Here is a 16243-nt window from a genome sequence, read left to right as displayed (position 1 = left end):
CAGACAGGAGCCCGCCCATGCGTTTCGCCCATCGTCACCTTCTTGGCATCGAGCATCTGTCCCAATCCGATATCACCGAAATTCTGGATCTGGCCGAAACCTACGTCGCCATGAACCGCCAGTCGACCAAGCATTCCGATGTGCTGTCGGGGCTGACCCAGATCAACATGTTCTTTGAAAACTCGACCCGCACACAAGCCAGTTTTGAACTGGCGGGGAAACGTCTGGGTGCGGATGTGATGAACATGGCAATGCAGGCCAGCTCGATCAAAAAGGGTGAAACTCTGATCGACACCGCAATGACATTAAACGCGATGCATCCTGATCTGCTGGTGGTCCGGCATCCCCATTCGGGTGCGGTCGATCTGCTGGCGCAAAAGGTCAATTGCGCCGTTCTGAACGCGGGTGACGGCAAACATGAACACCCCACGCAGGCCCTGCTGGACGCCTTGACCATCCGTCGCGCCAAGGGCCGTCTGCATCGGCTGAACATCGCCATTTGCGGCGATGTTGCGCATTCCCGCGTTGCCCGTTCAAATCTGATCCTGCTGGGCAAGATGGAAAACCGCATTCGCCTAATCGGTCCACCCACGCTGGTACCGTCACAATTCGCCGAGTTCGGGGCCGAGATTTATGATGACATGAACGAGGGTCTGAAGGACGTTGACGTTGTCATGATGCTGCGTCTTCAGAAAGAGCGGATGGATGGCGGGTTCATCCCCTCGGAACGCGAATACTATCACCGCTATGGTCTGGATGCCGCGAAGCTGGCACAGGCCAAGCCAGACGCCATCGTCATGCATCCCGGCCCGATGAACCGGGGGGTTGAGATCGACGGCACGCTGGCCGACGACATCAACCGTTCGGTTATTCAAGAACAGGTGGAAATGGGCGTGGCCGTCCGTATGGCAGCGATGGACCTGCTGGCCCGCAACCTGCGAGAGGCCGCATGAGCGATCTGACCGTCGCCCCCCACGAACGCGGCGTGATCCGCCTGTTCGCGATGGACATGCGCCCGGAAGAGGCAAAATTCCTGCGCGAACCGGGCGCTGCCGATCAGATACTTGGGGTTGACGGGCTGGACCCTGACCACATCGATATTTTCCCGGTATCCGATCTCGAAGACCTCGGACTTTATGGCTACCTGACCGAAGGGTGTGGTGTGTCCGCAGATCAGTTGGACCGGGACGCTCTGGCCGCAATCGAAGGCTGGGTCATGATCCTGCGCAGCGCTGCTTTCAAAGAGCGCCCCGCGACGTTGAAGCCTGACTCTCGCCTGCACCTGATCGGCTTGTTCGCGGAAGAGGCCACAAACTGGACCGGAGAGGCCATCGAAACCGAAAGCGCCAAACCCTTCTCGGGCCCGCAAGCTACCCCAACGAATGACCAACCCCGCCGTATCGGGTCAGCCATTCTGGCACTTGTCGCGCTTTTGGTCCTTGGAGGCATCATATGGCTAATTCTGTGATCTTCGCCCCGGACAAAGGGTCCTATATCCGCACCAACGCGTGGCTGGCCGCTGTGGCCATGGCCGGTGCCATGCTCGTCCTGTGGCTGTTCGGAAATCCTTACATCTGGACAGGAGCCCCTGCAGGTCTGGTCGCCATTGGCATCCGCGCATGGTATCTGGCCTCGGAAGAGTTGGTTGCCAACTGGGAAATGTCAGACACCACCCTGACCGGCCCTGGCCCGCGCAAGGTGTCGCTGAACCAGATCGAGAAGATCAACACCATGGGCAGCTTTGTCCAGATCGTCACCAAGAGCGGCGACAAGCATCTGATCAAGTATCAGGCGGACCCGGCAGCCACCAAGGCCGCAATCGAAAGGGGTGTTCGATGAACGAGATAACAGAATGGTGGCAGACCCACATCCCGAATGGCGAAAACGTTTTATGGGTCGGAAGGCCGGATCAGGGGTATTTCCCCCCTCGTCTGGCCCTGCTGTATTTCGTCACGATTGGTTTGTTGATCGGTATCTGGATCTCCAGCCCATGGCTTGTGGAAACGATCAGAGGGCTGTGGAAAATTCTGTTTGTCACGATCGGATTTGCATTTTTACTGTGGGCCGACCGCTTTCTTCGCGCTCAACGTGTGTATGTTGTAACCTCACAATACGCGCGGCAAATCAACAAGATAGGAAAATCCAAAAAACTGGAGATCAATCAGTTCCTGAATTTTTCCTTTACCCGGAGGCGTTTGTCGTTTGACCGTCATCCTTTCTTTTCGTTCGACCATCTTTCCGATCCCGACGACGCTCTGAAAGCACTGGAGCAAGCCCGCGAGGCCTTAAAATGACTGCTGTTCTCTTCACCAATGCTCGCTTGATCGACCCCGAAGGCGGGACAGACACAACCGGGTGGCTACAGGTATCCAAAGGTCGGATCGTTGCACGTGGAGAGGGCAACGCCCCGGATTCTGACCAGCAGATTGTGGATTGTGGTGGCAAGTGTCTGGCACCGGGCATCATCGATATCGGCGTCAAGGTCTGCGAACCCGGTGAGCGCCACAAGGAAAGTTACAAATCGGCTGGTCTTGCCGCTGCGGCCGGAGGTGTGACCACCATCGTTACGCGCCCTGACACCAGCCCCGCCATCGATACGCCGGAAACACTGGAATTCGTCACCCGCCGGGCACAGGCCGATACGCCGGTCAATATGCTGCCGATGGCCGCTCTGACCAAAGGGCGTGAAGGGCGTGAGATGACCGAAATCGGGTTCCTGCAGGACGCGGGCGCTGTGGCCTTTACCGATTGCGATCATGTCATCACGAATACCAAGGTGTTTTCCCGTGCGCTGACCTATGCAAAATCCTGCGATGCGTTGGTGATCGCCCACCCTCAGGAACCGGGACTCAGCGCCGGTGCGGCTGTAACCAGTGGCAAATTCGCAGCCTTACGCGGTCTGCCGGCCGTGTCGCCAATGGCGGAACGTATGGGCCTGGACCGCGACATTGCTTTGCTGGAGATGACCGGGGCAGCCTACCACGCCGACCAGATCACCACTGCCCGCGCCCTCCCCGCGCTGGAACGGGCCAAGCGCAATGGGCTGGATATCACCGCTGGCACCTCGATACACCATCTGACTTTGAACGAACTGGACGTGGCCGATTATCGTACCTTCTTCAAGGTCAAGCCACCGCTGCGGTCCGAGGATGACCGTCAAGCGGTGATCGAAGCGGTCCGATCCGGTCTGATCGACATCATCAGCTCGATGCACACCCCTCAGGACGAAGAAAGCAAGCGATTGCCATTTGAAGAGGCGGCCTCGGGTGCCGTGGCCTTGGAAACGCTGCTGCCCGCCGCGTTGCGCCTCTATCATGCAGATCAACTAGACCTGCCGACCCTGTTCCGGGCCATGGCGCTCAATCCCGCAAAACGGTTGGGGCTGGACAGCGGCCGCCTGTCCGATGGCGCCCCGGCAGATCTGGTTCTGTTCGACCCGGATGTGCCATTTGTGCTTGATCGGTTTGCGCTAAAATCAAAATCACAGAACACGCCATTTGACGGCCAGCGGATGCAAGGTAAGGTCATTTCGACCTATGTGGCAGGTAAAGAAGTGTTCCGGAGTTCCTGATGCCCCCGATCGACAACTCGACTAGCGAACTGCTCCAATGGGCGGTGGTTGGATATCTAATGGGCTCCATTCCCTTTGGCCTGATCCTGGCTAAGATCATGGGTCTGGGCAATCTGCGCGAGATCGGGTCCGGCAATATTGGGGCCACGAATGTGCTGCGTACCGGCAATAAGGCCGCTGCGGCCCTGACTCTGCTCTTTGACGCCGCCAAGGGGGCTGTGGCAGTTCTGGTTGCGCGCGCCTATGCGGGCGAAGATGCAGCCCAAATTGCGGCCCTTATGGCCTTTCTGGGCCATTGCTTTCCGATTTGGCTTGGCTTCAAGGGCGGCAAAGGTGTGGCAACCTTTCTGGGGCTCTGGCTGGCGCTGGACTGGCGCGTTGGCGTGGCCTGCTGCCTGAGCTGGTTGGTCGCGGCAGCGATCTGGCGGATTTCTTCGGTCGGCGCACTGGCCGCGGCTGCACTGTCGACGACCTGGGTGCTGGTGCTCACAAACGGATCGACCTTTATCCTTGGGATCATCCTGACGCTTCTGATCTATTGGCGTCACGGCTCGAACGTGGCTCGGATCAAGGCCGGAACGGAACCGAAAATCGGGAAACCGTGACAGCCACCGACGCATTTCTGGCCGCGTTTCTTGCACTGCCAGAGGGCAGTTTCATCGGTACTTCGCACGGTCGAAGCTATGTTGTTGTGCGTCACAGCATGGCGGGTGGAAAATCGCACAAGCTGGTGGCCCATGAACGCGGCGGTCCTGATTATATCAGCCTGAACCTGTACCAGACACGCAACAGCGGCGCTTTGCTGCGGCCCTGTGAAATGCCCGCCCGTAAAGTCATCGCGTTTGTGCTGGATCTTGTGCCTGACGCAATCAGCTAACTCTGCATTTTTGAACAGTACATCTTTGCTGCTGCACAATCACAATTCATTGCTTTGAACGTGATCACCTCATTTCCCAGATCGCTTTCGTGACGGTCAATTACGGGCCGCACAGGACAACAACCGGGGCCTGCGCTCTCACTCTGACGAGGCTCCATTCACGAAAGGTGAAGCAATGAACACTTTTAAATCTCTGATCGGCGGCGTCGCCCTGTCTGTCGCGCTGGCAACTTCGACCCTGGCCGCAGGCGTGGAAATCAACGCAAGCTCGACTGGTCTGGCGATGCAGGGTTATGACCCGGTTGCCTATTTCACCGCTGGCGAAGCAACCAAGGGCGACTACCGCATCACCACACTGCACAACGACGCGATGTACCGTTTCTCGTCGGAAGAAAACAAAGCTGCCTTTGAAGCCAACCCCGAAGCATACCTGCCTGCCTACGGTGGTTACTGTGCCTTCGGTACAGCCATGGGCTTCAAGTTTGACGGCGACCCGAACCACTGGAAAATCGTTGACAACAAGCTGTACCTGAACCTGTCGCAAGACATCCAGGAACGCTGGGAAGGCGACATCCCGGGCTTCATCGAAAGCGCAAGCGCAAACTGGGATGACATTTCTGACAAGACCCCCGCGGAACTGCAAGAGCAATAATCCGCTGAAAATTTCAGGCGTATCGGCGGCGGAATGTTCCGCCGCCGCATGTCGTTTGAAGATCCCTCATCTCTTCCTACCTTTTCAGTATCAATAGCGCCCTGGTTTTTGAGGACGTCGACGTTTCCCAACAGTCAGAAACGTAGGGGTGCACATTTTGAATGATCCGGCGCCCCACCAGGATCGTATCCACCTTCATAAGTGAGCAATGTCTCACTGGAGCAGAGTGATAACCGAAAGGATATGAGATGACATTGAAGAAACTGGCTCTCATCACGACCGCAGCGACCGTTGTTGCAGGATCGGCCATGGCGCAATCCTCGGGCAACTGGACAGGGTTCTATGGCGGTCTGCAACTGGGTTACGCCGACGTGGACACCAACGTAGCCGGCGTCGACGGCGACGGCGTAATCGGCGGTATTATCCTGGGCTATGACTATGATCTGGGTGACTGGGTTGTCGGCGGCGGTTTCGACTATGACTGGTCGGACGTGGATCTGTCTGGTGCCGCTACGGTTGAAGATGTCTGGCGTTTGAAGGCTCGCGCAGGATACAAGGTGAATCCGCAAGGTCTGCTCTATGGAATTGCCGGGTATGCTGAAGCAGGAACAGACACTCTTGGCAGCGACGATGGCTGGTTCATTGGCGCAGGCTACGAGCAGATCGTGGCTCCTAATGTGAGCATCGGTGGAGAGTTGCTTTACCACGAGTTCAGTAATTTCAATGCAAGCGGCGTCGATGTTGACGCGACAACACTGCAAATCCGGGCCGCTTATCGGTTCTGACGCTCATCGATTGAGCAGATTGGACCCGGCTTTTCAGCCGGGTCGCTATTCAGGTGTCCAATATTGTGCTGCCGGTTGTCTGCCGGGCCTCAAGGGCACGATGCGCATCAGCAACTTGATCAAGCGTAAAGCGTTGATCCACATGGATCTTGACCTCTCCTCCTTCAACCTTACCGAAGAGACGGCGCGCCATCGCCTGGCACACCGTATGATCCGCGATATGTGTGAACAGAGTGGGGCGTGTGATCTTAAGCGATCCTTTCTGGCCCAGAACACCGATGTTGAAAGGTGGCACCGGACCTGAGGCATTGCCGAACGAAATCATCATGCCCAGCGGTTTCAGACAATCCAGCGACCCTTCGAATGTGTCCGCCCCGACCGAATCCATCACCACGTCCACGCCCTGCCCTTTGGTGATCTCAGCCACACGCTCGGCAAAATTCTCGGTTCGGTAATTGATGCAATGCGCCGCGCCATTGAACCGGGCCAGACTGCATTTCTCATCCGTTCCTGCCGTCCCAATCAAGGTGATCCCTTCGGATTTTGCCCATTGGCAGGCAATCAGCCCTACACCACCTGCTGCTGCGTGAAACAGGACCGTATCCCCGCGCTTCAGCGGAGTGGTCCTGTGAAACAGGTATTCCACGGTCAAACCCTTCAGCATCATCGCCGCAGCGGCTTGATACGTGATGTCATCCGGCAGCGGGCAAACCTGCGCCGCTGGCATCACACGTGCCTCGCAATAGGCCCCCGGCGGCGCAGCGGCATAAGCGGCCCGCTGCCCCGGTTGCAGATGTGTAACCCCTTCTCCCACAGCTTCCACAACGCCCGCTGCCTCCATACCCAAAGCATGAGGAAGATCGAGCGGGTACAAACCAGTGCGTTGATATACATCGATAAAATTCAAACCGCAGGCTTCGTGTCGAATACGGATTTCGCCCGGTCCGGGGTCGCTCAGTGACCTGTCTTCGATCCGCAGAACTTCGGGCCCGCCGAACTCATGAATTACAACCGTTTTCGCTGTTTGCTGCATCCTGACCTCCTCTTGCCTGCCCTCAAGCTAACATGACTGCGATACAGGGCAATCCGTCCGGTGCCACAGTATTGATCGGGATTCCGCGAAACTGTGCTATAATGTCGTCAGGCGTTGCCGACTGGTCCGGCCACGGGCAACTTGGTGCCGGATCCGCCCCGCGGCGCAGTTTTCGCCAGGGAAGGGGAGCAAAATGGCCAAAACAATCGGAAATCCGATCAGCTGGACCGCCCGAAATCTGGGGGCGGCCGGTGATCATGTTACTGAAAGCGTCTCGCGCCTGGGCAGCGAGGATGCCAAAGAGCTGCCGATGGTGCAGACCTTGACGCTGCAAGACCTTCGCGCCTGTCTGCGCGCGGGGTATAACGACTTTATCGAAACGCGGGCGGATGCTGTGTTCATCATCCTCATCTACCCGATCGCCGGGCTTTTGATGTTCGGGTTTGCCCTGAATATGAACTTGGTGCCTCTTTTGGCCCCTCTGGTCGCGGGCTTTGCCCTGATCGGACCTGTCGCCGCTGTGGGCTTGTACGAGATCAGCCGCAAACGCGAACAGGGCAAACCTGTGCATTGGTTGGACGCGTTCGGCGTGTTCAGATCACCATCTTTCGGCGCAATTCTTGTGCTGGGGTTCTATCTGGTCATGCTGCTGTTGATCTGGCTGATGGTTGCACAGACCATTCACACCTACATTATGGGCCCTGAAATACCGGCAACACTTGGCGCTTTCACCGAGCAGGTATTCACCACCGCTGCTGGATGGACGCTGATTGCCGTAGGAACCGCAGTGGGCTTTGTGTTTGCTCTTTGCGCACTGGCGGTCAGCGTTGTCAGCTTTCCTTTGTTGCTGGACCGCAAAGTGGGGCTGCCGGTGGCGGTTGTGACATCGTTTCGCGTTCTGCGTCAGAACCCTGGCGTCATCCTGAGCTGGGGGTTCGTCGTGGCCGCCCTTCTGTTTCTGGGCGCCCTGCCGATGCTATTGGGTCTGATCGTGGTGATGCCCATTCTGGGTCACGCCACATGGCATCTGTACCGCCGTGCCGTGGCGTGAAGACGCGGGACAAGCCCGCGCATTCAATACTTAGCCCCCAACCTTGAAGACGATCTTGCCGATATGGCCAGAGCTTTCCATGCGTGCATGGGCAGCAGCAGCCTCGGCCAGATCAAATTCGCTATCCATAACGGGCGCAACCTTTCCGGCCTCCAACAGAGGCCAAACGGCCTCGCGCAGGTCCTGCGCAATCCGGGTCTTGGCCAAATCGCTCTGCGGGCGCAGGGTGCTGCCGGTCAAGGTCAGACGTTTGACCATCATCAGGGCAAAGTTCAGCTCGACCACCGGTCCTTGCAGGAAAGCAATCTGAACCAGACGCCCATCCTCAGCCAACGCCTTGACGTTGCGCGGGATGTAATCGCCGCCCACCATATCAAGGATCAGGTTCGCACCGCCCTCGGCACGCATGGCTGCCACGAAATCCTCATCGCGATAGTTGATTGCCTTCTCTGCGCCCAGCTTAACGCAAGCCTCGCATTTCTCGTCCGACCCTGCCGTCGCAAAGACGCGTGCACCGAAGGCATTGGCCAATTGGATTGCCGTTGTACCGATCCCGCTGGAGCCGCCATGGACCAGAAACCGCTCGCCCGCCTTCAGACCACCACGCGTGAACACGTTGGACCAGACAGTAAAAAAGGTCTCGGGCAGGCAAGCCGCCTCTTTCAGCCCCATACCCGCAGGGACCGGCAGGCAATGAGCGGCGGGCGTGGCGACGTATTCGGCATAGCCTCCGCCCGGCAACAACGCACAAACCTTATCGCCGATCGACAACCCCTCGACCCCAGCACCGACCGAGACTACTTCGCCCGACGCCTCAAGCCCCGGCAGGTCGCTGGCACCCTGTGGCGGATCATAGGCACCCGCGCGCTGCAACGCATCGGGGCGGTTCACCCCGGCATAGGCCACTTTCAACACCACCTGTCCTTCACCCGGCTTGGGAACAGGACGCTCGGTCAGTTGCAAAACGTCCGGTCCACCCGGTTCGGTGATCTCAACAGCGCGCATCATCTGGGTCATAGGCACCTCCTTTGCGCAATGCCTAGCAGGCATACGGGCCTAGGCCCAGCGCCAAGATGCGCTACTTTCGAGGGTTCAACATGCCAGGAAGATCGGCGCGCATTTTCACGGGCGCTTTCACCTGACCCGCCAGCCAGTTCGGAACCGCTAGAAACGGCTTCAAGACCGGGTTGTCGCGCACCTGTGCCTTGAACTTCTCGAACTCCATGACGTTTGCTATTCGACGATCCAGAAATTCCCACGTCAGCTGATGACCCGGGCTGTCATCGCCCAGCCAGAACAATAAAGTCGAGGAGTAGACACCCGACAGTGTGGCCCGTTTCGTGTACCAGTTCACGTCATCCGAAGTATCGCCCAGCGTGTCCCAGATCAGATCGCAGGTCTGCCAAACAGCCTTGGCACCGTCTGCCGCATGGGTTGGCAGGGAAAACAGCGTCATGCCGCGGCGCACCAGCTCCTTGTCCTCGACCGCCTGCAATCGGAACCGAACCGCAGCAGCAATCTTGTCGCGGAATTTCAATCCGCTCAGGTCTTCGGACTTGATACGGTCCAGCATCGCTTGATCGCCGCGCGCATGATAGGCCAGTGCCAGATCGACCGCCCCACGTGGACAAATCGCGCGGGCCAAACCGTCATCCAGGCTACAGTCGGAAATGGAAGCGCGAAAACTGGTTTCCGACCAGCCATCGAAGGGAACATGGATCAGCATCGCATCCAAAAGCTGCAGTTTTGCATCTTCATATGTGGTCGTCATGGCAGTTCTCCGGTTGTCGGGCCCAGTACTAGACAAGATACACCGGCTTTGCTATACGGCCAATTCCTGCAATTTCCTTGCAACTCTATCTAGAAAGGTGGTGACAACCACATGCAGGTTAGTGTTCGCGACAATAACGTCGATCAGGCGCTTCGTGCCCTGAAGAAAAAGCTGCAGCGCGAAGGCGTGTTCCGCGAAATGAAGCTCAAGCAACATTTCGAGAAACCGTCCGAGAAAAAAGCGCGCGAGAAAGCTGAAGCGATCCGCCGTGCCCGTAAACTGGCACGTAAGAAAGCACAGCGCGAAGGTTTGCTCTAAAACCTCACTCGTCCAGCTTTGGATGACACTATTTGACGACCCCCGAGGCATCGCCCGGGGGTTTGTCGTTTCAGGGCTCGGATTTAATCCGCCGACTCGTCCTGTTGGGTGTGCGACAAGCCGCCATTTCAACACCAGCAACATTTTGCCCGGCATTTTACAGCGCAGCGAATCCCGTATTGGTAGCATCGCCCCGCCAGAATTCGCCTAAAGCTTCAGCACCCCTATCTGATCTCTACAAGCCGCATGTAACTGGCCTCGTCCAATCAGACGACACCAAAAAACGGAGGCTACCATGTCGACTGCAAGTTCAATCGAGCAAGAAATGCTGACACTTATCAATGCTGAGCGTACCGCTCGCGGTCTAAACACACTACAGCTGGAAACCCAGTTGAATGACTCGTCCGAAGATCACAGTACGTGGATGCTGAACACAGACACGTTCAGTCACACGGGTTCGGGCGGTTCCAGCGCGACACAGCGGATGGAGGCGGCAGGCCTTGATCTGGAAGGCAACTGGCGTACTGGCGAAAACATTGCCTGGCAATCGGAACGCGGCGCACCCGGCATCAGCGATGACGTCGCCCAGTTGCATCAGAACCTGATGAACAGCCCGGGACACCGCGCGAATATTCTGAACCCCGACTTCGAGTACATCGGCATCGGTATTGAAACCGGCGACATGCAAGGTTTCGACGCGGTAATGGTCACTCAGAACTTTGCTGCAACCGACGCAGCCGTGATGTTAGACAACGGCAACACTCCAGTTCCGCCTGTACCAACACCTCCCACTGAAGAGGTTGTCGAACCGGAAGAACCGGGAACCGAAACGCCAGACACCGATGTCGCGGAACCGGAAGAACCCGGAACCGAAACACCTGACACCGATGTCGCGGAACCGGAAGAGCCCGGAACCGAAACACCTGACACCGATGTCGCGGAACCGGAAGAGCCCGGAACCGAAACGCCAGACACCGATGTCGCGGAACCGGAAGAGCCGGATAGCGGATGTTTCGACCTAGCTGCCTTCCGCGCCGAATTGGAGGCGTTCATAGAAGAGCTTCAGACGCGCTTCGATGAATTCGACTGGGAAGAAGAGGACATGGTTCCAACCGATCCCGCCGAAGACGACATGGATGTTGTTGTGGTCGAAGACACAGGCCCGGTCGAAGAAACCGTCGATGCCTGCCCTGTCGCAGCAGAAGAAGACACCGGTGACACCTACGTGTTCAACTTTTACGATTTTGGCTGCATGATGGAAGCGGCCTGACAAAATTCCGGATCGGGGCAGATATACTGCCCCGATCCACTGCCTTCAGTAAACCTTTGGCACGTATAGCTCATCTGGCAGAACACGGCGCTCGTATTCCGGGTTATACCGGCGATCAGGCAGATTGACCTTTTCCTGCGGCACATCCGTGTAGGGAACCTTGGTCAAAAGGTGCTCGATACAGTTCAGCCGCTCGCGCTTTTTGTCGTTGCCTTCGACAATGTACCAAGGGGCTTCGGGAATATTGGTTCGGAAAAGCATATCCTCTTTCGCCTTGGTATAGGATTCCCAGCGGATGCGGGATTCCAGATCCATCGGCGACAGCTTCCACTGTTTCATCGGGTCGTGAATACGCATGAGGAATCGCAATTGCTGCTCTTCATCGGTGATCGAGAACCAGTATTTCAGCAGAATAATCCCTGATCGTACCAGCATCCGCTCGAATTCGGGAACGTCCTGAAAGAACTGTTCGACCTGATCCTCGGACGCAAAGCCCATCACCCGTTCGACCCCGGCGCGGTTGTACCATGACCGGTCGAACAACACGATTTCACCCGCTGCGGGCAGATGCGGCACGTAACGCTGGAAATACCACTGACTCTGTTCGCGGCGGCTGGGTGCCGGCAAGGCGACCACGCGCGCGACACGCGGGTTCAGGCGCTGGGTGATCCGCTTGATCACGCCCCCCTTGCCTGCGCTGTCACGGCCTTCGAACAGAATACAGACCTTGGCCCCTGTATGCTGAACCCAGTCCTGAACCCTGATCAGTTCAGCCTGTAGCCGCAGCAGATTGCGGAAATAGACCTTGCGATCCAGCATATCCGGGTGTTGTTCCCGATAGATCTTCCTTACTTCCATAGAAAGCATCGGCTCGCTGAATTCGATCTCGAAATCTTCGTCCAGCGTGTCTTCCAGTTCGGCTTCAAGCCAGTCTTTGGTGCCACCGTTGTTTTCGTAAGCCAAGGTCAGCTCCTTTTTTAGTCATCGGGTTCGAACCATATCGGGCCTGTGTAACCGCCTGATGTCATCGGATAAATTGATGCAAAGGCGATAACGCCCGCAGCTGCCAAAACGTCCGTAAATCCAGACAGGCACGGGTACATGGTCTTTCCCTAAATGTGAACGCCCGGCCCAGAGGATACAAGCGTAAGATTTGACGCAAGGCAGCATCCTAGCGCGCGCGTTCTGTTGAATGCTTGCATTGCCTCGATCTTGTGCGGCAAGACTGTCTGGACCTACAGGATACAAGGCCCGTGACATTCTTTCTCTCTCTGTTGCCAGCAACTTGGCCTTGGCTGATCCTGATCACAGCTCAAGTGACCGCTCTTTTGGGGCGCACAGCCATCGCGTTGTCCCTGCTGGTTCTGTTTGCAAGCATTGCCGCGGCAACCGGACTGATGACGCCTGTGGCAGTCGCAGCTGTGGTCTGTGGGCTGGCCGGAGCCGCCTTGCTGCCGCATCTGAAAGGTGGGGCTGCACTTGCCGGACATACGCTTTTGATCCTTTGGTGTCTGGTCATGGGGGCGCATCTTTTGCCCGGATTTCAAAACCTGAAAGTGCTGGATCAGGTGCAGGCTGGTGCTGGTAGCGTTGGTTTCACAATGCACCTGAATCTGGACAAACCGATGGTCTTCTTCGCCGTTCTACTGGCGTGGCCCAGGATGCTTCACCGCGCGATTCAGTCCAAGACCGGTCCTTTGGTCGCAGGGCTTCTGCTTTTACCCGGGCTGTTTCTTTTGGGTCTTGCCCTCGGCGCGGTACAGCCGGAGTTTTCGATCCCGCCCTGGTGGCTGATCTTTGTCCTGTCCAACCTGTTTCTGACCTGCCTCACAGAAGAAGCCTTCTTTCGCGGATACCTACAGTCCGCCATCGCGTCACGTTTAGGCGCCGTGGGTGGAGTGGTAACGGCCAGTTTGCTGTTCGGACTGGCCCATTTCGGCGGAGGCCCGCCACTGGTGATCTTTGCCTCCATCCTCGGGTTGGCGTGTGGATTGGGGTATTATGCAACCCAAAGGCTTTGGGTGCCTGTTGCGATTCATTTCGGCTTCAATCTGGTGCATCTGTTGTTTTACACCTATCCCGGCCCCGCCTGAAGATCAGACCGGCAAAGCGGTGGTCTTGAACACAGTACGCAAAGCAAATGAGCTTTGCATCTGCGCCACCCCGGGCAATCGCGACAGGTATTGCCGGTGGATACGGGCAAAATCCTCGGTGTTTTCCGCGACCACCTTCAGGATATAGTCCGCCGTCCCGGCCATCAGGTGACATTCCAATACGTCAGGAATGCGCGCCACTGCTTTTTCAAACGAATCCAAAACCTCCTCGGCCTGACCTTGCAGCGTGATCTCGACAAAGACCGTTGTTGGGACGTTCATTTTGCGTGCATCCAGCAGTGCCACGTAGTTGCGGATAAACCCATCAACCTCAAGACGCTGTACGCGCCGATGGCAGGCAGATGGGGACAGGTTGACCTGTTCCGACAATTCCGAATTCGACATCCGGCCGTTTTTCTGAAGCGCCGCCAGAATCTTTCTATCAGTCGTATCCAAGCCCATTGGCGCAAGTCCTTTGCAAAGTTTTCGTAGTTTACAGGAAATTCTTCCAAAGAAAATTCAGAAGGCACGTTTTCTTTCACAGAAATTGCGCCGCAAACTGCACATAATTTAAGCAGTTTATGAACGGAGAACCCCATGAAAATCGGTTGCCCCAAGGAAATCAAACCTCAGGAATTCCGCGTCGGTATGACGCCTAACGCCGCTCAGGAAGCGGTTGCACGCGGCCACGAAGTGCTGATCGAAACCGGTGCAGGCATTGGTGCCGGTTTTGACAATGACGCCTATGTCGCAGCAGGCTCGCGCATCATCGACACCGCAGAAGAAGTGTTCGCCACAGCTGACATGATCGTAAAGGTCAAAGAACCTCAGGCTGGCGAACGCAAGATGCTGCGCGAAGGCCAATTGCTGTTCACCTATCTGCACCTGGCACCCGACCCGGATCAAACCCATGACCTACTGGAATCCGGTTGTACCGCAATTGCGTATGAAACCGTGACCGACTCCAACGGCGGTCTGCCGCTGCTGGCGCCGATGTCAGAAGTTGCGGGCCGTCTGGCTCCTCAGGTCGGTTCGTGGACTCTGCAGAAGGCCAATGGCGGCCGCGGCGTCCTGATGGGCGGCGTTCCCGGTGTGGGCCCGGCCAAAGTCATCGTGATCGGCGGCGGCGTCGTTGGTACGCACGCAGCCAAGATCGCTGCCGGTATGGGTGCTGACGTCACCGTTCTGGACCGCTCTCTGCCGCGCCTGCGTTATCTGGACGACGTGTTTGGCGGACAGTTCAAGAACCAATACTCGACTGCCGGTGCCACCGCTGAACTGATTCAGGACGCCGACATGGTCATTGGTGCAGTCCTGATCCCGGGCGCTGCTGCTCCGAAGCTGATCTCGCGCGAGCAGCTGTCGACCATGAAGCCTGGCGCGGTTTTGGTAGACGTTGCAATCGACCAGGGCGGCTGCTTCGAAACCTCGAAAGCCACCACGCACGCCGATCCGGTTTACGAAGTGGACGGCATCATGCACTACTGCGTTGCGAACATGCCCGGCGCGGTTGCGCGCACGTCCACTATCGCATTGGGCAACGCGACCATGCCGTTCATGTTGTCGCTGGCAAGCAAGGGCTGGAAACAGGCCTGTAAGGACGACGCACACCTGCTGGCAGGTCTGAATGTCCACGCCGGCAAGCTGACTTACGAAGCGGTCGGTGCTGCCCTCAACATCGATGTGGTCGACCCGACAACGCTGCTTAACTAAGAGCGTTCCGGCCTCTGACTGCGCCTTTCTCCCGGGGCACCTTACAGACCAAATCACAGCGTCGCGCCCCAAGCGCGGCGCTTTTTTTGGCTCAACCTCGGCTCACAAAAAAGGCACCGCGCAATGCGCGGTGCCTGGCCCAAAGGGAGGAGGGCATTTCCAATGCCCGATCGACGGGCGGGAGCCGTCACCCCTGTTTCTGAATTTCCACCGAATGGGGATAAGGGATTGAGATATTCTTGTCGTCAAAGGCTTCCTTGATCGCTTTCGTAATCTCGAATTTGACGTCCCAATAATCAGCCGCATCGCACCAAAGCCGCGCAGTCAGATCCACTGAACTGTCACCAAGGTTTGTAACCCGGACCCATGGTTCAGGATCACCGTGAATACGGCTGTCAGCTTTGGCCACATCCAAAATGATCTGCATGGCCTTGTCGGCGCTGTCGCCATAGTCAATGCCGAACACCAGATCGACACGTCGCGTGTCATGCGCCGAGTAGTTGGTGATGATCGAACCCCACGACTGACCGTTGGGAACAATGATCTGTACGTTATCAGGAGTTACCAACTCGGTGGTAAACAGATTCAGGTCCTTCACGGTCCCGGCCGTGCCGCCAATATCCACATATTGACCCAGCTTGTAGGGCCGGAAGACAACCAGCATGACCCCGGCCGCCAAATCGCTGAGCGTGCCCTGTAGCGCCAGACCAATGGCCAGTGACGCGGCACCCAGAATGGCGACGATACTGGTGGCTTCGATCCCGAAAATTCCCAGTACGGCGACCAGCACCATGGCCAGAATGACCCACTTGACGAGGCTCGCCACAAAATTCCCGAGTGTGGGATCGATATGCGGGGTCGAGTTGATCCGGCGGCGCACCATGCCACCGATTGCCCCAGCGACAATCCAACCCAGAATCAGAACGACAAGCGCCTTGACTGCATTTATGATCAGCGGGGCATATGCTCCCACCTGTGTTACGACCTCATCCACGCCCATCTCCTTTCAACAGCAAGAAACCCGCGAAGTTTTCGCGGGGGTCGGCAAATTGTGATCCAAGTTTACCTCCAGGTCTAGGTGCGAGTTTTTGCGGTTTTCCCCGTTGTTC

20 protein-coding genes are annotated in these 16243 nt (G+C 57.2%); 14 read left to right on the top strand and 6 right to left on the bottom strand.

The window, feature by feature from the left end; translation table 11 throughout:
* Nucleotides 1-17 precede the first annotated feature (17 nt).
* The 9 genes from ALB80_RS10400 to ALB80_RS10360 all read left to right on the top strand — a co-directional run bounded on the left by ALB80_RS10400 (nt 18) and on the right by ALB80_RS10360 (nt 5885).
* Nucleotides 18-953, top strand: coding sequence for an aspartate carbamoyltransferase catalytic subunit (locus ALB80_RS10400; protein WP_050604003.1), 936 nt, complete (start codon nt 18-20; stop codon nt 951-953).
* The gene (locus ALB80_RS10395; RefSeq protein ID WP_050604002.1) at nt 950-1468 is read left to right on the top strand and encodes a hypothetical protein; all 519 of its coding nucleotides are present in this window, start codon (nt 950-952) and stop codon (nt 1466-1468) included. Before ALB80_RS10400 ends, ALB80_RS10395 begins: the two co-directional genes overlap by 4 nt.
* The gene (locus ALB80_RS10390; protein ID WP_050604001.1) at nt 1453-1839 is read left to right on the top strand and encodes a hypothetical protein; all 387 of its coding nucleotides are present in this window, start codon (nt 1453-1455) and stop codon (nt 1837-1839) included. Before ALB80_RS10395 ends, ALB80_RS10390 begins: the two co-directional genes overlap by 16 nt.
* Nucleotides 1836-2294, top strand: coding sequence for a hypothetical protein (locus ALB80_RS10385; RefSeq protein WP_050604000.1), 459 nt, complete (start codon nt 1836-1838; stop codon nt 2292-2294). The genes ALB80_RS10390 and ALB80_RS10385 overlap by 4 nt, the downstream gene beginning before the upstream one ends.
* Nucleotides 2291-3571, top strand: coding sequence for a dihydroorotase (gene pyrC / locus ALB80_RS10380; RefSeq protein WP_050603999.1), 1281 nt, complete (start codon nt 2291-2293; stop codon nt 3569-3571). The genes ALB80_RS10385 and pyrC overlap by 4 nt, the downstream gene beginning before the upstream one ends.
* Nucleotides 3571-4176 (top strand): glycerol-3-phosphate 1-O-acyltransferase PlsY, encoded by a 606-nt coding sequence (gene plsY, locus ALB80_RS10375; RefSeq protein ID WP_050603998.1) that lies wholly within the window; start codon nt 3571-3573, stop codon nt 4174-4176. The genes pyrC and plsY overlap by 1 nt, the downstream gene beginning before the upstream one ends.
* A complete protein-coding gene (locus ALB80_RS10370; RefSeq protein ID WP_050603997.1) occupies nt 4173-4448 on the top strand; it encodes a hypothetical protein in 276 nt (91 codons plus the stop codon). Before plsY ends, ALB80_RS10370 begins: the two co-directional genes overlap by 4 nt.
* Before the next feature lie 175 nt (nt 4449-4623).
* A complete protein-coding gene (locus ALB80_RS10365) occupies nt 4624-5100 on the top strand; it encodes a YHS domain-containing (seleno)protein (RefSeq protein ID WP_050603996.1) in 477 nt (158 codons plus the stop codon).
* A 248-nt stretch (nt 5101-5348) separates the two neighbouring features.
* Nucleotides 5349-5885, top strand: coding sequence for an outer membrane protein (locus tag ALB80_RS10360; protein ID WP_050603995.1), 537 nt, complete (start codon nt 5349-5351; stop codon nt 5883-5885).
* Nucleotides 5886-5934: 49 nt separating this feature from the next.
* Here ALB80_RS10360 and ALB80_RS10355 read toward each other — a convergent pair whose 3' ends face one another.
* Nucleotides 5935-6918: a quinone oxidoreductase gene (locus tag ALB80_RS10355; protein ID WP_050603994.1), complete on the bottom strand. Its 984-nt coding sequence runs from the start codon at nt 6916-6918 to the stop codon at nt 5935-5937.
* A gap of 193 nt (nt 6919-7111) precedes the next feature.
* Here ALB80_RS10355 and ALB80_RS10350 point away from each other — a divergent pair, with 193 nt between their 5' ends.
* Nucleotides 7112-7969, top strand: coding sequence for a DUF2189 domain-containing protein (locus ALB80_RS10350; protein WP_050603993.1), 858 nt, complete (start codon nt 7112-7114; stop codon nt 7967-7969).
* Nucleotides 7970-7999: 30 nt separating this feature from the next.
* Here the strand turns inward: ALB80_RS10350 and ALB80_RS10345 are convergent, their stop codons facing one another.
* The gene (locus ALB80_RS10345; RefSeq protein WP_050603992.1) at nt 8000-8986 is read right to left on the bottom strand and encodes an NAD(P)H-quinone oxidoreductase; all 987 of its coding nucleotides are present in this window, start codon (nt 8984-8986) and stop codon (nt 8000-8002) included.
* Between the two features lie 61 nt (nt 8987-9047).
* The gene (locus ALB80_RS10340) at nt 9048-9740 is read right to left on the bottom strand and encodes a COQ9 family protein (RefSeq protein WP_050603991.1); all 693 of its coding nucleotides are present in this window, start codon (nt 9738-9740) and stop codon (nt 9048-9050) included.
* Nucleotides 9741-9851: 111 nt separating this feature from the next.
* Here ALB80_RS10340 and rpsU point away from each other — a divergent pair, with 111 nt between their 5' ends.
* Both rpsU and ALB80_RS10330 read left to right on the top strand, forming a co-directional pair.
* Nucleotides 9852-10058, top strand: coding sequence for a 30S ribosomal protein S21 (gene rpsU, locus ALB80_RS10335; RefSeq protein WP_005614280.1), 207 nt, complete (start codon nt 9852-9854; stop codon nt 10056-10058).
* Nucleotides 10059-10353: 295 nt separating this feature from the next.
* The gene (locus ALB80_RS10330) at nt 10354-11328 is read left to right on the top strand and encodes a CAP domain-containing protein (protein ID WP_050603990.1); all 975 of its coding nucleotides are present in this window, start codon (nt 10354-10356) and stop codon (nt 11326-11328) included.
* A 45-nt stretch (nt 11329-11373) separates the two neighbouring features.
* On the opposite strand, the gene ppk2 is transcribed toward ALB80_RS10330, so the two are convergent.
* Complete coding sequence (gene ppk2, locus ALB80_RS10325) at nt 11374-12291, bottom strand: polyphosphate kinase 2 (RefSeq protein ID WP_050603989.1); 918 nt, start codon at nt 12289-12291, stop codon at nt 11374-11376.
* Between the two features lie 290 nt (nt 12292-12581).
* On the opposite strand from ppk2, the gene ALB80_RS10320 reads away from it, so the two are divergent.
* Entirely contained in the window at nt 12582-13421 is an 840-nt protein-coding gene (locus tag ALB80_RS10320) for a CPBP family intramembrane glutamic endopeptidase (RefSeq protein WP_050603988.1), read from the top strand.
* Nucleotides 13422-13424: 3 nt separating this feature from the next.
* On the opposite strand, the gene ALB80_RS10315 is transcribed toward ALB80_RS10320, so the two are convergent.
* A complete protein-coding gene (locus tag ALB80_RS10315; RefSeq protein ID WP_050603987.1) occupies nt 13425-13883 on the bottom strand; it encodes an Lrp/AsnC family transcriptional regulator in 459 nt (152 codons plus the stop codon).
* 135 nt (nt 13884-14018) lie between these two features.
* Here ALB80_RS10315 and ald point away from each other — a divergent pair, with 135 nt between their 5' ends.
* A complete protein-coding gene (ald, locus tag ALB80_RS10310) occupies nt 14019-15134 on the top strand; it encodes an alanine dehydrogenase (RefSeq protein WP_050603986.1) in 1116 nt (371 codons plus the stop codon).
* A 187-nt stretch (nt 15135-15321) separates the two neighbouring features.
* Here the strand turns inward: ald and ALB80_RS10305 are convergent, their stop codons facing one another.
* Complete coding sequence (locus ALB80_RS10305; RefSeq protein WP_371255968.1) at nt 15322-16134, bottom strand: mechanosensitive ion channel family protein; 813 nt, start codon at nt 16132-16134, stop codon at nt 15322-15324.
* Nucleotides 16135-16243 lie beyond the last annotated feature (109 nt).

This window comes from Ruegeria sp. 6PALISEP08 (assembly GCF_001238295.1).
Classification (GTDB): Bacteria; Pseudomonadota; Alphaproteobacteria; order Rhodobacterales; family Rhodobacteraceae; genus Ruegeria.
This window is presented reverse-complemented; position numbering and strand designations above follow the sequence as displayed.

Coding starts and splice junctions, on each gene's coding strand:
- ALB80_RS10315 (WP_050603987.1), bottom strand. CDS start 13,883: ATGGGCTTGGATACGACTGATAGAAAGATTCTGGCGGCGCTTCAGAAA.
- ALB80_RS10330 (WP_050603990.1), top strand. CDS start 10,354: ATGTCGACTGCAAGTTCAATCGAGCAAGAAATGCTGACACTTATCAAT.
- ALB80_RS10400 (WP_050604003.1), top strand. CDS start 18: ATGCGTTTCGCCCATCGTCACCTTCTTGGCATCGAGCATCTGTCCCAA.
- ALB80_RS10355 (WP_050603994.1), bottom strand. CDS start 6,918: ATGCAGCAAACAGCGAAAACGGTTGTAATTCATGAGTTCGGCGGGCCC.
- ALB80_RS10390 (WP_050604001.1), top strand. CDS start 1,453: ATGGCTAATTCTGTGATCTTCGCCCCGGACAAAGGGTCCTATATCCGC.
- ALB80_RS10305 (WP_371255968.1), bottom strand. CDS start 16,134: ATGGGCGTGGATGAGGTCGTAACACAGGTGGGAGCATATGCCCCGCTG.
- ALB80_RS10365 (WP_050603996.1), top strand. CDS start 4,624: ATGAACACTTTTAAATCTCTGATCGGCGGCGTCGCCCTGTCTGTCGCG.
- plsY (WP_050603998.1), top strand. CDS start 3,571: ATGCCCCCGATCGACAACTCGACTAGCGAACTGCTCCAATGGGCGGTG.
- rpsU (WP_005614280.1), top strand. CDS start 9,852: ATGCAGGTTAGTGTTCGCGACAATAACGTCGATCAGGCGCTTCGTGCC.
- ALB80_RS10340 (WP_050603991.1), bottom strand. CDS start 9,740: ATGACGACCACATATGAAGATGCAAAACTGCAGCTTTTGGATGCGATG.
- ALB80_RS10360 (WP_050603995.1), top strand. CDS start 5,349: ATGACATTGAAGAAACTGGCTCTCATCACGACCGCAGCGACCGTTGTT.
- ALB80_RS10395 (WP_050604002.1), top strand. CDS start 950: ATGAGCGATCTGACCGTCGCCCCCCACGAACGCGGCGTGATCCGCCTG.
- ald (WP_050603986.1), top strand. CDS start 14,019: ATGAAAATCGGTTGCCCCAAGGAAATCAAACCTCAGGAATTCCGCGTC.
- ALB80_RS10385 (WP_050604000.1), top strand. CDS start 1,836: ATGAACGAGATAACAGAATGGTGGCAGACCCACATCCCGAATGGCGAA.
- ALB80_RS10350 (WP_050603993.1), top strand. CDS start 7,112: ATGGCCAAAACAATCGGAAATCCGATCAGCTGGACCGCCCGAAATCTG.
- pyrC (WP_050603999.1), top strand. CDS start 2,291: ATGACTGCTGTTCTCTTCACCAATGCTCGCTTGATCGACCCCGAAGGC.
- ALB80_RS10345 (WP_050603992.1), bottom strand. CDS start 8,986: ATGACCCAGATGATGCGCGCTGTTGAGATCACCGAACCGGGTGGACCG.